We start from the raw sequence: 14,118 nt of genomic DNA, 5'->3' as shown, positions 1-14,118 counted from the left end.
GATGTTAGAGTCAGTGAGAATACTCTCACTGGCTTTTTTTTAATTTCTCTATTATGATAGAGAGGTACGTACAACTCGAGAGGGGAATATTTAATGACTCAAAATATTGCTGCATTAATCGATCATACATTATTAAAACAAGACGCAACTAAAAAACAAATTGAAAAACTTTGTGAAGAGGCTAAAACAAATATATTTGCTTCTGTATGTGTAAATCCAACTTGGGTAAAACTTAGTTCGACTTTATTACAAGATTCACCAGTAAAAGTATGTACGGTGATTGGTTTCCCACTTGGAGCAAGCACAACTGCTGTAAAAGTATTTGAAACAACAGATGCTATTGAAAATGGTGCAGATGAAATTGATATGGTTATAAACGTTGGAGCTTTAAAAGATCAAGATTATAACTTAGTACAAAAAGATATCGAAGCTGTAGTAGAAGCTGCAAAAGGAAAAGCGATTGTGAAAGTTATTTTAGAAACTTGCTTATTGACAGATGAACAAATTGTGAAAGCAAGTGAACTATCAAAAGCTGCAGGTGCAGACTTTGTTAAAACTTCTACAGGATTTTCTACAGGAGGTGCTACAGTTAACGCAGTGAAGTTAATGCGCGAAACAGTTGGACCAGACCTAGGAGTTAAAGCATCTGGGGGAGTTCGGAATCTGGAAGATCTACAAGCAATGGTAGATGCAGGAGCTACAAGAATAGGTGCAAGTTCTGGTGTAGAAATTATGCAAGGCATGGAAAGTAAATCCGATTATTAATTTAATTCAAAGTATTGACCAAGTCTAAAGTATACGGTATAATTTTTTAGTACATAACACTTGGTTATGTGCTTGACGTGTGTTCGGAGGGAGGGAAAAAGAGATGTCAAAAACTGTCGTTCGTAAAAACGAATCGCTTGAAGATGCTCTTCGCCGCTTCAAACGTACTGTATCTAAAAGTGGTACAATTCAAGAGGTAAGAAAGCGCGAGTTTTATGAAAAACCAAGCGTAAAGCGTAAAAAGAAATCTGAAGCTGCCCGTAAACGTAAATTCTAATTAATTGAAATTTACTAAGCTTCAAAGCTGAAGTTTTTATAACCCAAGCGTGAAACGTAAAAAGAAATCAAAAGATGCACGTTAACGTAAGTGGTATTTTTATCCCAACCATCCCTACGTTCAAAACACGTACTTTATGATTAACATTTACAATTATGTAAACCGAGAAAATTTATTTTCTCGGTTTATTTTTTTTGCTAATTTATTCAAACGAAGCAATTTACTGGGTACATTTGGTTAATCAACAAAAGTGACTGCAGAACAAACATTGGTAATTGGGTGTTGGAATATATAGGGTGATAATGTAAATTTAGTGATACAATAATATTAGAAAATTATTAAAATTCACTCAAAGGGGGAGGGTAAGTTGAAACAATTTATTCGAATATGTTGCATTGTATTTTTAGTCACTAGTTTACTAATCAGTGTGTTACCAGAAATAGTGCAAGCAGTCACTACTCAATCTGCAACAGTGAATACAAGTTTTGGATATGTCCGAGAGAAAGCTGATTTAACCTCTAAAAAGCTTGGAACAGTCGTTAAAGGTGATATCCTTACATTGTATAGTAGTTCGAAAACTTGGACAAAAATTGAATATAATAATTCAGTTGGGTATGTTTTGACGAAGCATTTAATTCTTCAGGAGCTAAATGAAACTTCTATAACAAAACAGGCAATAGTAAATATTGCCTCATTAAATGTTCGAGCAAAATCCTCTGTAACTTCCAAAAAGTTGGGGTCCTTAAAAAAAGGAATGACTGTTTCCGTTTATAGTACATCAAAAGGATGGGCTAAAATTATATTTAACAATCAAACAGCTTATGTAAGCGAAAATTACTTAACATTTGTGAAATCAACCACTTTAAAACCGAAATTTGGCATTGTGCAAAAAGAAGTAGCCGCAACTAAATATTCGAGTCGTTCTTCAGCGGTAATTGATACTTTGTCTGAAAAAGTTTCCGTATATGTATACGCTTCTAATAAGGGGGTTAGTCGTATTGATTTAAATGGTACTCCAGCATTTGTGCCTACTTCTAGCTTAAAGTTGTATGACTTTGATAAAGTCTCTGCAAAGGTGAATAGAATGTATAGAGGAAGTGGCTGGGGCTTAACTGATGATTTAAATGTATTTTCTAAACCAATCAAGCAATATGAAAAAAAATATGAAATCGGTAGATTAAGTCCAGACGAACAAATAACAATTCTAATGCCTAAAGATGCACCGAGATATGAAGTTGCCATTGTGGAGTATAAAGGACAATACGCGTATACAGCACAAGTAAACCTTTCCACTTTAGCAAATGATTCGACTGAGTTGGATGAAGCAGCGTATTATTCTACATTTGAAACGTCTAAAACAGGACACCAATATGGTATTAGAAACTATGATTCACTTGAGTCGCTTATGGAGAAAATGGGAGAGCCAAAATCGATTGATAAAATGGAACAGGATAATTATTATTTGTATGATGTTTTTCATTACGATAATTTACATGTAGGAATATCTAAAAAAACTAATACAATTCAATTTATGTATGAGTATTTTGAAAATGAAGAAGGGTATAATTCATCCGATATTCAAGCAGCTTTCCATATGTTTTCAGTTCGAAATCATACTAACTCTAAGTATGGTATAGTTATGGCAAATCGTTTTAACGTGCATAACGGTGGAATCGGTGTGTATTTTATTAATCCAGGGCCGGTTGGAGTAGATAATTCTGTTGAATATAACAGAATCTATCAAGAAATTGTAAATTTGAAACTGGTAAAGGGAAAAGCAACTGGCTATCTTGTTGGTCAACCATTTGATGATGGTATTTAATATATTTGAGTTAATTTCATAAATAGTACTTTGTCATTAAAATACGAAGATTTATCACTTTGTGGATTGAAGCGGCAGGCGGCGACTCCAGCGGGATGGGTGAAACAGATAAGCCATCACAAACGACGCGTGGCGGCGGTGATGGCCTATCGCTCACCCCGCGGAAAGCGTCCGCCTATAGCGAGCGGGAATCAACTATACTTTATTTCGCTTAAAATATATATTTAGTTCCCTTTAGTATTGTTCGTGTTTTTTTATGTAAATTGAAATTATGAAATTGATTCATTTGTAAATAATTTTATTTTAAATGAAACTTTATTCGTTCTATTCCGTAAAGAGTACTATACATATAGAAGAAGGGAGGTTTATATGTGAAATTGTCTCGGTATTTCATTTCAATCTGTATGTTACTTTTGTCATTTAGTATAGTAATTCCTTCGTTTGCTGCAGAAACTACAGTAGTTTATAAGATTCCCATATATAAAGAAGTGGAAAAAGGGTTACATGCTTTTTTGAAAAGGTCCATACATGATGCGGAAGAGGCTGGAGCCGACGCAATCATCTTTGATATTAATACACCAGGTGGATTTGTAGATTCCGCTGAAGAAATCATCAATTTATTAGATTCAACCCCCATTCGAAAAATCGCTTATATTAACTCCGAAGCATTATCAGCAGGTGCATACTTAGCGCTTCATACGGACGAAATATATATGTCGCCGAACGGTACGATTGGGGCAGCTGCTGTCATTGATAGCAGTGGAAATGCTGCGGATAAAAAAGCAACGAGTGCGTGGAAAGCGAAAATGATCAATGCAGCAGAACTTACAGGAAAAGATCCAATTTATGCACAGGCAATGGCCGATGAGACTGTTCATCTTCCTGAGTATAGGGCACCAAAGGGTGAATTGTTAACTCTTTCTTCCGCCGAAGCTTTAGAGGTGGAGTATTCGAATGGAACGGTCAGTTCTTTTGAGGAACTGCTAAAAGTGACGAATCTTTCCGGTGCGAAGGTTGTTGAAACGGAACAAGCATTTGTGGAATCACTAGCACGATTTGTTACGAATCCCATTATTGTGCCCATTTTATTATCCATTGCAAGTCTAGGGTTAATTTTAGAGTTATACTCGCCGGGATTTGGAGTGGCAGGGACCATGGGTCTTATCTCACTTGGTCTGTTCTTTTTCGGCCATTTAGTAGCCGGTCTAGCTGGTTATGAAACAATTATTATCTTTGTTATCGGAGCAATTCTGATAATTGCAGAATTTTTCTTACCCTTTGGAATTAGTGGTATATTAGGGGTAGCAGCTATTATTTTTAGTATAATATTAGCTGGAGGCGATCTTGTACAAATGAGCATCGCTGTTTTAATTGCATTAACAGTTGCTATATTAGGAATGGTGATTATGATGAAGTTCTTTCGAAAAGGACTAAAAGCATTGAATAAAGTGATTTTGACTGATGCAACTACTACAGAGCAAGGGTATGTATCTAATCAAAATCGATTGGATTTAGTCGGCAAATTAGCCGAAACAATGACACCACTTAGACCTGCTGGAACTATACGTATAGATAATGAGCGTATTGATGCAGTATCTGATGGAAGTTTTATTGGGAAAGACAAACTGGTTAAAATTATTAAGGTAGAAGGCTCTCGAATTGTTGTTCGAGAAGCTACAGAAGGGGAGGCAACATAATGTTTACAGGAACTACAATTGGACTAATAGTGGTGATTGTTTTAGCATTCATTTTGTTATCGGTATTTTTCACATTTTTCCCGATAGCATTATGGATTTCCGCACTAGCAGCGGGAGTTAAGATTAGTATTTTTACACTTGTAGGGATGAGGTTACGCCGAGTAATTCCATCGCGTATCGTAAACCCTTTGATTAAAGCACATAAAGCTGGATTGCAAGTTTCGATCAATCAACTGGAAAGTCACTACTTAGCAGGTGGTAACGTAGACCGCGTTGTAAATGCTTTAATTGCCGCACATCGTGCTAATATTGAACTAACATTTGAACGTGCAGCAGCGATTGATTTAGCAGGGCGTGATGTATTAGAAGCAGTACAAATGTCTGTTAACCCGAAAGTAATTGAAACACCGTTTATCGCTGGTGTTGCAATGAACGGTATTGAAGTAAAAGCGAAAGCACGTATTACAGTTCGAGCGAACATCGATCGTTTAGTCGGTGGTGCAGGAGAAGAAACGATCGTTGCCCGTGTTGGTGAAGGGATTATCAGTACAATTGGGTCAAGTACGAGTCATGAAAGAGTGCTAGAAAACCCGGATTTAATCTCTCAAACTGTTTTAGGAAAAGGATTAGATTCAGGTACTGCATTTGAAATTCTATCGATTGATATAGCGGACGTTGATATAGGTAAAAACATCGGTGCTGAACTACAAACAGAACAAGCAGAAGCAGATAAGAAAATTGCGCAGGCTAAAGCAGAAGAACGTCGTGCAATGGCTGTAGCATCTGAGCAAGAGATGAGAGCGAAAGTAGTAGAAATGCGCTCGAAAGTAGTAGAAGCAGAAGCTTCTGTTCCTTTAGCGATGGCAGAAGCACTTCGCGAAGGAAATATTGGGGTAATGGACTACATGAATTATAATAATATTAAAGCCGATACTGGTATGAGAGACTCCATCAGTAAAGTTGGAGGAGATAAACCTTCTACTGATGAGTTAAAAGACTAGTTATCATGCAGAAAGGAGGTCTTCTCCTTGGAATCATTAATTATTTTCGCTGTCATTGGTATTATTAGCGCATTGTTTGGCAAAAAAAAGCAGGAGCAAAAACCTGCTCCAAAACCATTTACAGCTACACCTCAGCGAAAGCCTATAGCTGACAATCCTTTTAAAAACTTAGGGGATCTAGCAAAGGAATTTAAGCGGGAACAGCAAGCTGAAATGGAACGAAAGAGACCTGTTTTGAAAGAAAAGCCAGTAGCTAAACCGGTAGTTATTGCTCCAAACACTGTAGAAAGACCTCAACGTGAGGTTAGCCGAGATCAAGGTGTTGCCAGAACCTCTGGACGCTTATCTGTCCATCAGGAAAATAAGGCTTCCTTAAATAGTGGTAAACCTATTGTTCATAGCATTTTACCGAATACAAAAGATGAACTTGTTCGAGCGATTATTTTCTCGGAAATATTAGCACCTCCAAAATCTAAAAGATAACTCATGAACACCCCTTTACATGCATAAATTCATGTAAAGGGGTGTTTTTTATAAAACAATTATTTCCACTCCATGCGAGTATTATGATTGATAATTTCAGCGATATTATATTAGATTACGAAATTACCCTTCTTCGGTTGAACGAAAACAGCTTAGTATGTTCTTACAATCAGTATCTTTTAGAAATAAATGCGGAAAATTTACAAATAAAGTCTCTATCCATTGATCGCCTTCATTTACATGTAGAAAAGCTTAACTATTTCAACCTAACTAGGAAGGATAAAACGTAATGTCACAGCTTATTCAAGTTCAAATACCAGCAAAAACAGATCAGTATGTATTGTTTCAACGTTTACTAGCAGCGAATATCGAAGTGTTTCGAATATATAGTTCAGAACAACACCTATTTTTTTCTATACAACGTAAAGATTTAAAATCCTTTCGAAAAGTTAGAAAAACAATGAAGATACCAGTTCAATTAGTAGATGAATCAACAAATGGAATAATATCTTTTTATTCTTTTTCTGTTATAGGTGTAGCATTATTTATAATAATTCCAGTTGTTCTAGCTCAATTTATATGGACAATTAATATCGATTCACATTCACCTGAAAGCAATGTCCTTATTTATGAACAGCTAAAAGAAATAAAAATTCAAGAAAAAATGCTTTCTTCATCTCTGCCACCGGAACAAGAAATAAGACAAAAAATTCTTTTAAAACATAAAGAGTTTTCATGGGTGCACTTTAATCAGTCTGGTTCTACTTTCACTGTTTCACCTATGTTAGCTCCAATTCAAACCGAACGAAAAATAAAAGAACCTCCACCTTCTCATTTAATTGCTAAACGAAGCGGTATAATAACGGATTTTGATTTAGTAAAAGGGGTAAGGGCAGTCGAAAAAAATGTCGCTGTAAAAAAAGGGGATATAATTGTTCATGGTTTTGTTACTCAAGGAGATAAAAGAATTATTACGAGTGCAGAAGGAAAAGTGTATGCAAGTTATTGGATTGAACTCAGCTTTGAGCTACCTAAAAAGGTAATCATAGTAAGACCGGCTGAACGAGAATTTTTAATTCAGAAAAAAAGTAATGCGAAACAACCCTATTGGAAAGAGATTGCACTACCTGCACCTCTTCAAAGTTATTTTAAAGCTGGATATGTTCAAAAAAATATCGAAGCATCATACGAATTAAATGAGCAATCAATCGACCAGTTAATAAGACCTCTGCTCTTTCAAAAATTAGTAAATGAAATGCCATCGGGGACTCAAATACTAGAAGATAAAGTTTTACAGGTATCCATACAAAATGATAAAGTAAATGGGAAGATCTTATTATTGATAAATGAAAATATTGCAATACCACAAGTTATACCCTAAGGAGACGAAGCATGAGCGATCAAAAACAACTGGATATAAATTTGCAAGATCCCACAGAGGCGGTAATGCTTCTAGGTATATCAGATAAAAATGTAAAGCTTATTGAAGAGGAACTAAAGGTACAACTCATCACAAGAGGCGAATTAATACAAATTGTTGGTGAACCGGATAATGTAGAAGAGGCAAAAAAATTAATGGTACAACTTCTTGCAGTTATTCGAAAAGGGATAAACATTAATTTAAGAGATGTTTCTTCTGCAATTGAAATGAGCTTAAATGGAACAATTGAATATTTTTCAAGTCTATATGATGAAGAAATTGCAAGAAATACAAAAGGAAAAGCGATTCGTGCGAAAACAATTGGTCAACGTGAATATATACAAGGTATACGTCACACCGATTTAACTTTTGGGATTGGCCCAGCAGGTACTGGAAAAACTTATCTTGCGGTTGTAATGGCTACCCAAGCTTTAAAAAATGCACATGTAAAAAAAATCATTTTAACGCGCCCTGCAGTAGAAGCGGGTGAAAGCCTAGGTTTCTTACCTGGAGACTTAAAAGAGAAGGTAGACCCATATTTACGGCCTTTATATGACGCATTGCATGATGTGTTGGGTACCGAACAAACAGAACGCCTAATGGAACGTGGAACAATTGAAATTGCACCACTTGCTTATATGCGTGGAAGAACACTTGATGATGCTTTTGTTATTTTAGACGAAGCCCAAAACACAACGAAAGCTCAGATGAAAATGTTCTTAACACGTCTTGGCTTCGGTTCGAAAATGGTCATTACTGGTGATAAAACACAAGTTGATTTACCAAAGGGCGCAGAGTCCGGACTAACGGTGGCGGAGAAAATTTTACAAAAGGTTTCTGGCATTCATTTTCAATATTTAGAGCAAGGTGATGTCGTTCGACATCCTCTTGTAGCCAAAATAATCCAAGCATATGAAGAAGAAAAATAATCATTCTATTTGAATCAAAGAAGCAACCGTCGGATAGTAGACAGTTGCTTCTTTTCATTTTGGAATTATTAGTGAATTGTTCAAATAATAAGGTATAATAAAAGAACTAGTTGTGAAGGGAATGAGGTTGAATGAAAACAATTATGTTGAAATGGAGAGGATGGCGCGAAAGTAAGTATCTCCCATTAGCCATCATTCTCTTAACCTCGGTTTGCATGTTTTTATTAATAATAGGAAATGTAAAAGAAAATAAATATGATATAAAACCGTTTCAACTCGCCCCTGATACAATCCGTTCTGTTAAAACAATGGAAGATCCATTGAAGACGGAAGAAGAACGTGAAAAAGCTGAATTGGAAGTTCTTCCAGTTTATCAATTTCAAGAAGAAACCTCTGATAATCAAGCAGCAATTATGGAATCCATTTTTGATAGTGTGATAGAAGTAAAGAAATCTCCGCCAACAGAAGCTGATCAAGAAGGGATGAATGAACAGTTAGGCAAGCTTAAAAAGGAAATGAATGTACTATCTGACAATGCAAGTTATGTTCCTTTAAGTGATGAAATGTTAAATGTTTTACTGAAGCAGACTTCTCCTTCCCTTAAGGTAACAAAAGAGAAACTATCTGTCCTTGTAGAGGAAGCATTGAATGAACCAATTCGCTCGGAAAATATTACTAGTGAGCGAGAGCAAATTGCTCAACAGGTAAGAAGGACGTTTAATTATTCTGATGATTACATGAATGTGCTTCTATTTATTGCGAGAGGAACCATTGTAGCAACAGAAGTAATAAATGAAGAGCAAACCCAGCTTCGCATAGAACAAGCGAAAGCAAGTGTCGATCCGACTCGAATTCTACAGGGGCAAATACTTGTACAAAAAGGAGAAATTATCGACAGGGAAGTCTATAGACAACTGGAACTACTTGGGATGCTTACAAATAAAGCATCTAAAGCATCCTATAAGCCGTATATTGGAGTCGGACTATTTGTCATACTTACCATGTGGGTATTATTTGGACAAACGATACATCGTCGAGAAAAAACGATTAATAATGCAAAAAATTTGATCGTTGTAGCTTTTAGTTTAATTGTTTCCGTATTAATGATGAAAGTGTTACAATCAGTTGCGAATAATTTTGATGTAATTATTGCGTTTTTGTTTCCAACAGCAATAGTTTCCATGCTTGTTTATTTATTAGTAAATGAACGTGCGGCATTTATAACAAGTTTTGTTGTATCAGCGTATGCAGGAATAATTTTTCAAGAAGGTTATACAAATGTGTTTCAAATGGAAATATCGTTATACATATTATTTGGAGGGATTGCAGGAATATTTGCTATGCAGCGCATGTACAATAATTCTCAAATATTACGCTCCAGTTTAATTGTTGCTTCGGTTAATACTTTATTTATTGTCTTTTATATATTAATGACGAAAACAACGTATGAATTTACGGATATTTTATTTTATATTGGTGCAGCTGTGCTGTCAGGTATCTTATCAGGAGCGTTAACAATTGGGATTTTACCGTTTTTTGAGTCTGTATTCGGTATTTTATCAACTATGAGACTGATTGAACTATCTAATCCAAATCATCCCTTGCTAAAAAAAATATTAACGGAAACTCCTGGCACGTATCATCATAGTTTAATGGTCGCAAACTTAGCGGAAGCGGCTTGTGAAGTGATTGGCGCGAATGGATTGCTTGCACGAGTTGGCTGTTATTATCACGATGTTGGTAAGACAAATCGTCCTGGATTTTTTATTGAAAACCAAATGAATGGGTATAACCCGCATGATAGCTTACCTCCTGAAGCTAGTCGCGATATTATTATTGCACATGCAGAAGATGGTGCGAAAATTTTACAAAAACATAAATTACCAAAAGAAATAGTAGATGTGGCGGCGCAGCATCATGGTACAAGTTTTCTAAAATTCTTTTACTATAAAGCAAAAGAAACAAATGAAAGTATATCGGAAGAAAGTTTTCGATATCCAGGGCCAAAGCCTCAAACGAAAGAAATTGCTATAATTTCGGTAGCTGATAGTGTGGAAGCTGCAGTTCGCTCGATGAAAGAGCCAAATGCAGAGAAAATTCAAAAATTAATTCAATCAATTATTAAAGACAAAATATTAGATGGACAATTTGATGAATGTGATTTATCTTTGCGAGAAATAAAAAAAATGGAAGAAAGCTTCTGCTCTACGATGAACGGTACATTTCATTCGCGAATTGAATACCCAAAATAGAAATGTTAGGAGAAAAAAATGATGTTAGAACTCGATTTAATGGACGAAACAAATACATTATCGGAAGAGACGATTGCCTTAGTCGAAAAAGTATTGCAATCTGCAGGGGAACAATTAGACATAAAAGAGGGTAGTGAAGTAAGTGTTACTTTTGTAACAAATGATGTCATTCAAGAAATTAATAAAACATATCGTAAAAAAGATATGCCGACAGATGTGATTTCTTTTGCAATGGAAGAAATGGGTGAAGGGGAAATGGAGATCCTAGATGCGGACATTCCAACAATGCTAGGAGATATTGTCATATCTGTTGAACGTACGAAAGAACAAGCAGAATCATATGGACACTCATTTGAACGAGAGCTATGCTTTTTAGCTGTTCATGGTTTTTTACACTTACTTGGATACGACCACGGTACGGAAGAACAAGAAATAGAGATGTTCGGTTTGCAAGAAACGATTTTACAAGCTTTTGGCTTGATGCGTGAAGGCCATGAACTTTCCTAAGTTTTTTAAGGCATTTGCATTTGCGTCTCAAGGAGTTGTGCATGCACTTAAAAGTGAACAAAATTTCCGTTTTCATCTAGGAGCAGCCATTATAGTATTGTGTGCAGGTTGGTTCACTGGACTGTCAAAATGGGAATGGATAATCATTGTGTTATTAATATTCGGGATGTTCATGATAGAATTAGTAAATGCGTCTATTGAACGTGTAGTTGATCTAACTTCTCCCGAGTTACATCCACTTGCAAAACAAGCGAAGGATTTAGCAGCTGGAGCTTGTCTAGTATATGCAATTGGTACGGTGATCGTTGGTTTAATCATATTTATCCCGAAATGGTCGGGAATCTTATTTTAGAGGTGTGAATGTATGAACAGAGAAAAATTATTAGAAGCTTCCAAAGTAGCAAGAGAAAAAGCGTATGTACCATATTCAAAATTTCCGGTTGGTGCTGCCTTACTAACGAAAGACGGGGAAGTTATTCACGGTTGTAATATTGAGAATGCATCGTATGGACTGACTAACTGTGCAGAGCGTACAGCTATTTTTAAAGCGGTATCAGAAGGGAAAAAAGAATTTTCAGCAATTGCAATTGTTGGAGATACAGAAGGTCCCATTTCTCCATGTGGAGCATGCAGACAAGTACTTGCTGAGTTTTGTGATGGAGATATGCCAGTATATTTAACAAATTTAAAAGGAAATGTATTAGAAACAACGGTCTCAGAATTGTTACCAGGTGCTTTTACAACGGAGGATTTAGACTATGCAGCAAAACAATGAAGGTTTTAAATCAGGATTTATATCGATTATCGGAAGACCTAATGTAGGTAAATCCACATTTTTAAATCGAGTAGTTGGGCAAAAAATTGCCATTATGAGTGATAAGCCCCAAACAACTAGAAATAAAGTACAAGGCGTAGTGACGCAAGATAATAGTCAAATGATTTTTATCGATACACCTGGAATCCATGTTCCAAAGCATAAGCTTGGTGACTTTATGTTGAAAGTTGCTAAGAACACTCTACGTGAAGTGGATGTCATTTTGTTCATGGTAAATGCAACAGAACCAAGAGGTAAGATTGATGAATATATTATGGAAATGCTTGAGCATAACGAAACACCTGTTTTTCTAATTATCAATAAAATCGATCAAATACATCCAGACGAATTAGTAAAAATTGTGGACTCGTATAAGAGCAAGTATAATTTTGCGGAGATAATTCCTATTTCTGCCTTACAAGGAAATAACGTAGATAGACTTCTTGAAACCATTCAAAAGTATTTACCTGAAGGTCCTCAATATTATCCTGCAGATCAAGTAACAGATCATCCAGAACGATTTATCATTTCTGAAATGATTCGTGAAAAGGTGCTCCATTTAACTCGAGAAGAAATTCCACATTCCATTGCAGTAATTATTGATAAAATAAAAAAAGAAGAAGACACGGAAAAAGATATGATTCGCGTCCAAGCAACCATTATTGTTGAAAGAGATTCCCAAAAAGGAATTGTCATCGGGAAAAGGGGAGCACTATTAAAAGAGGTTGGAACGAGAGCGCGACATGATATCGAAATGTTACTTGGTACGAGAGTATTCTTAGAGCTTTGGGTGAAAGTACAAAAAGATTGGCGTAATAAATCAACCCATTTGAGAGACTACGGTTTTAGAGATGACGAGTACTAAGAAATAAGGAAGCACTGAGGCTTCCACATATAGTGAAGAAGGAAGGGAAGGCTTTTGCTTCAAAAAGTAGAAGGGATTGTCTTACGGACTTCATCATATGGAGAAACAGATAAAATAGTCACTATTTTTTCGCGAGAACTTGGAAAGAGAGCGGCAATGGCTCGTGGGGCAAAAAAACCGACGAGCCGTCTGTCCTCTATATCTCAGCCTTTCACGTATGCCTATTTTCTAATTCAACAAGGTAGAGGAATGGGAACACTACAGCAAGGCGAGATCATAGACTCTATGCGCTCTATTCGTGAAGATATTTTCACTACCGCATACGCCAGCTTTATAATGGAACTGGTTGATAAGCTAATAGATGATGAGTATCCGAAACCGCATGTGTTTACTATTTTGCAACAAGCGTTGGAAGCTATTTCACAAGAATATGATCCGGAAGCAATTAGTTTATTTGTTGAGTGGAAAATGCTACCTATCGCAGGGATTCATCCTGTGTTACATCAATGTGTAAATTGTGGTGCGACAGATGGAGAGTTTGCATTTTCTTTTGCCCAAATTGGCTTTCTTTGTCACAGATGCTTTTCGATTGATCCGTATTTAATACGACTGACACCTGCGCAGGTCAAACTTATCCGGACTTTTTATACGGTTCCGATTAACCAGGTTGGAAAGCTTTCCTTAAAAAAAGAGTCAAAAGGGTTTATTAAAAAAATAGTTCGAACAATCTATAATGAGCAAGTCGGTATTCGTTTGAAATCGCAAGGTTTTTTAGATCAAATGGAGAAGACACCTGAGTTTTTCAATCCAAAAAAAGATCCAAGTTCAGAATAATTCTTCTGACTTGGATCTTTTTCTGTCATTTAAAGTCACGGTTGTTGATTATCCAATTTGCCTCATTAAAATTTCACAAGAAATGCGCAAGGGACCCATTTTGCACTTGTACGTTTTGGGTTCGCTTTGGACGAATTGAACACTACATCATTACGAGGGCACTGAAAAAGTGGTATTCTAATAAAATTCCTAATAAGTACCCGCTAATTGGATTTAGCACGGCTCTGTTCGCTTTCCGTGGGCGAGCGCCGAGCCTCCTCCTACGCTACGCTTCGTGCGGGGTCTCGACTGTCTCGCTTTCCCACAGGAGTCTCACGCCGCCGTGCAAAATCCTAAATGGAAGTGCCCGAAGATACAATTTCGGGCACTCTATCGTTTCTTATCATGTGTTACTTGCTTATTTTTGCAAAGCTCATGCTGGCAATATGGAGAAGCTATCTAGAAAAGGGACA

Annotated in this window: 14 protein-coding genes; all 14 read left to right on the top strand. The window is 36.3% G+C overall.

Annotated elements, in window-relative coordinates; translation table 11 throughout:
- The first annotated feature begins 93 nt into the window (after nt 1-93).
- The 14 genes from deoC (at nt 94) to recO (ending at nt 13,666) form a co-directional block, all read left to right on the top strand.
- Nucleotides 94-765: a deoxyribose-phosphate aldolase gene (gene deoC, locus MHH81_RS13135; RefSeq protein WP_340921941.1), complete on the top strand. Its 672-nt coding sequence runs from the start codon at nt 94-96 to the stop codon at nt 763-765.
- Between the two features lie 103 nt (nt 766-868).
- A complete protein-coding gene (gene rpsU, locus MHH81_RS13130; RefSeq protein WP_016426884.1) occupies nt 869-1,042 on the top strand; it encodes a 30S ribosomal protein S21 in 174 nt (57 codons plus the stop codon).
- 367 nt (nt 1,043-1,409) lie between these two features.
- Nucleotides 1,410-2,864, top strand: a complete 1,455-nt coding sequence (locus MHH81_RS13125) for an SH3 domain-containing protein (protein ID WP_340921938.1) — start codon at nt 1,410-1,412, stop codon at nt 2,862-2,864.
- 404 nt (nt 2,865-3,268) lie between these two features.
- Nucleotides 3,269-4,561: an NfeD family protein gene (locus tag MHH81_RS13120; RefSeq protein ID WP_340925245.1), complete on the top strand. Its 1,293-nt coding sequence runs from the start codon at nt 3,269-3,271 to the stop codon at nt 4,559-4,561.
- Nucleotides 4,561-5,562, top strand: coding sequence for a flotillin-like protein FloA (gene floA / locus MHH81_RS13115; protein ID WP_340921936.1), 1,002 nt, complete (start codon nt 4,561-4,563; stop codon nt 5,560-5,562). Before MHH81_RS13120 ends, floA begins: the two co-directional genes overlap by 1 nt.
- A 27-nt stretch (nt 5,563-5,589) precedes the next feature.
- Entirely contained in the window at nt 5,590-6,045 is a 456-nt protein-coding gene (locus MHH81_RS13110) for a hypothetical protein (RefSeq protein ID WP_340921934.1), read from the top strand.
- Nucleotides 6,046-6,334: 289 nt separating this feature from the next.
- Entirely contained in the window at nt 6,335-7,426 is a 1,092-nt protein-coding gene (locus MHH81_RS13105) for a sporulation protein YqfD (protein ID WP_340921932.1), read from the top strand.
- Between the two features lie 11 nt (nt 7,427-7,437).
- Nucleotides 7,438-8,394, top strand: coding sequence for a PhoH family protein (locus MHH81_RS13100; RefSeq protein ID WP_340921930.1), 957 nt, complete (start codon nt 7,438-7,440; stop codon nt 8,392-8,394).
- A gap of 131 nt (nt 8,395-8,525) precedes the next feature.
- Nucleotides 8,526-10,646: an HD family phosphohydrolase gene (locus tag MHH81_RS13095; protein ID WP_340921928.1), complete on the top strand. Its 2,121-nt coding sequence runs from the start codon at nt 8,526-8,528 to the stop codon at nt 10,644-10,646.
- A gap of 18 nt (nt 10,647-10,664) precedes the next feature.
- Nucleotides 10,665-11,153, top strand: coding sequence for an rRNA maturation RNase YbeY (ybeY, locus tag MHH81_RS13090; RefSeq protein ID WP_340921926.1), 489 nt, complete (start codon nt 10,665-10,667; stop codon nt 11,151-11,153).
- On the top strand, nt 11,140-11,505 hold the full coding sequence (locus MHH81_RS13085) for a diacylglycerol kinase family protein (RefSeq protein WP_340921924.1): 366 nt from the start codon (nt 11,140-11,142) through the stop codon (nt 11,503-11,505). The genes ybeY and MHH81_RS13085 overlap by 14 nt, the downstream gene beginning before the upstream one ends.
- A 12-nt stretch (nt 11,506-11,517) precedes the next feature.
- Nucleotides 11,518-11,928 carry a cytidine deaminase gene (locus tag MHH81_RS13080; protein WP_340921922.1) on the top strand — a complete coding sequence of 137 codons (411 nt, stop codon included), beginning with the start codon at nt 11,518-11,520 and terminating at the stop codon, nt 11,926-11,928.
- Entirely contained in the window at nt 11,912-12,832 is a 921-nt protein-coding gene (era, locus tag MHH81_RS13075; RefSeq protein ID WP_340921919.1) for a GTPase Era, read from the top strand. Before MHH81_RS13080 ends, era begins: the two co-directional genes overlap by 17 nt.
- A 54-nt stretch (nt 12,833-12,886) precedes the next feature.
- Nucleotides 12,887-13,666: a DNA repair protein RecO gene (gene recO, locus MHH81_RS13070; RefSeq protein WP_340921918.1), complete on the top strand. Its 780-nt coding sequence runs from the start codon at nt 12,887-12,889 to the stop codon at nt 13,664-13,666.
- Nucleotides 13,667-14,118: the final 452 nt, after the last annotated feature.

It is taken from the genome of Psychrobacillus sp. FSL H8-0484, assembly GCF_038005325.1.
GTDB lineage: Bacteria > Bacillota > Bacilli > Bacillales_A > Planococcaceae > Psychrobacillus.
This window is presented reverse-complemented; position numbering and strand designations above follow the sequence as displayed.

Excerpts from the sequence above, each read along its gene's own strand:
- deoC (WP_340921941.1), top strand. The coding sequence starts at position 94 with ATGACTCAAAATATTGCTGCATTAATCGATCATACATTATTAAAACAA.
- rpsU (WP_016426884.1), top strand. The coding sequence starts at position 869 with ATGTCAAAAACTGTCGTTCGTAAAAACGAATCGCTTGAAGATGCTCTT.
- MHH81_RS13120 (WP_340925245.1), top strand. The coding sequence starts at position 3,269 with ATGTTACTTTTGTCATTTAGTATAGTAATTCCTTCGTTTGCTGCAGAA.
- floA (WP_340921936.1), top strand. The coding sequence starts at position 4,561 with ATGTTTACAGGAACTACAATTGGACTAATAGTGGTGATTGTTTTAGCA.
- MHH81_RS13105 (WP_340921932.1), top strand. The coding sequence starts at position 6,335 with ATGTCACAGCTTATTCAAGTTCAAATACCAGCAAAAACAGATCAGTAT.
- MHH81_RS13100 (WP_340921930.1), top strand. The coding sequence starts at position 7,438 with ATGAGCGATCAAAAACAACTGGATATAAATTTGCAAGATCCCACAGAG.
- MHH81_RS13095 (WP_340921928.1), top strand. The coding sequence starts at position 8,526 with ATGAAAACAATTATGTTGAAATGGAGAGGATGGCGCGAAAGTAAGTAT.
- ybeY (WP_340921926.1), top strand. The coding sequence starts at position 10,665 with ATGATGTTAGAACTCGATTTAATGGACGAAACAAATACATTATCGGAA.
- MHH81_RS13085 (WP_340921924.1), top strand. The coding sequence starts at position 11,140 with ATGAACTTTCCTAAGTTTTTTAAGGCATTTGCATTTGCGTCTCAAGGA.
- MHH81_RS13080 (WP_340921922.1), top strand. The coding sequence starts at position 11,518 with ATGAACAGAGAAAAATTATTAGAAGCTTCCAAAGTAGCAAGAGAAAAA.
- era (WP_340921919.1), top strand. The coding sequence starts at position 11,912 with ATGCAGCAAAACAATGAAGGTTTTAAATCAGGATTTATATCGATTATC.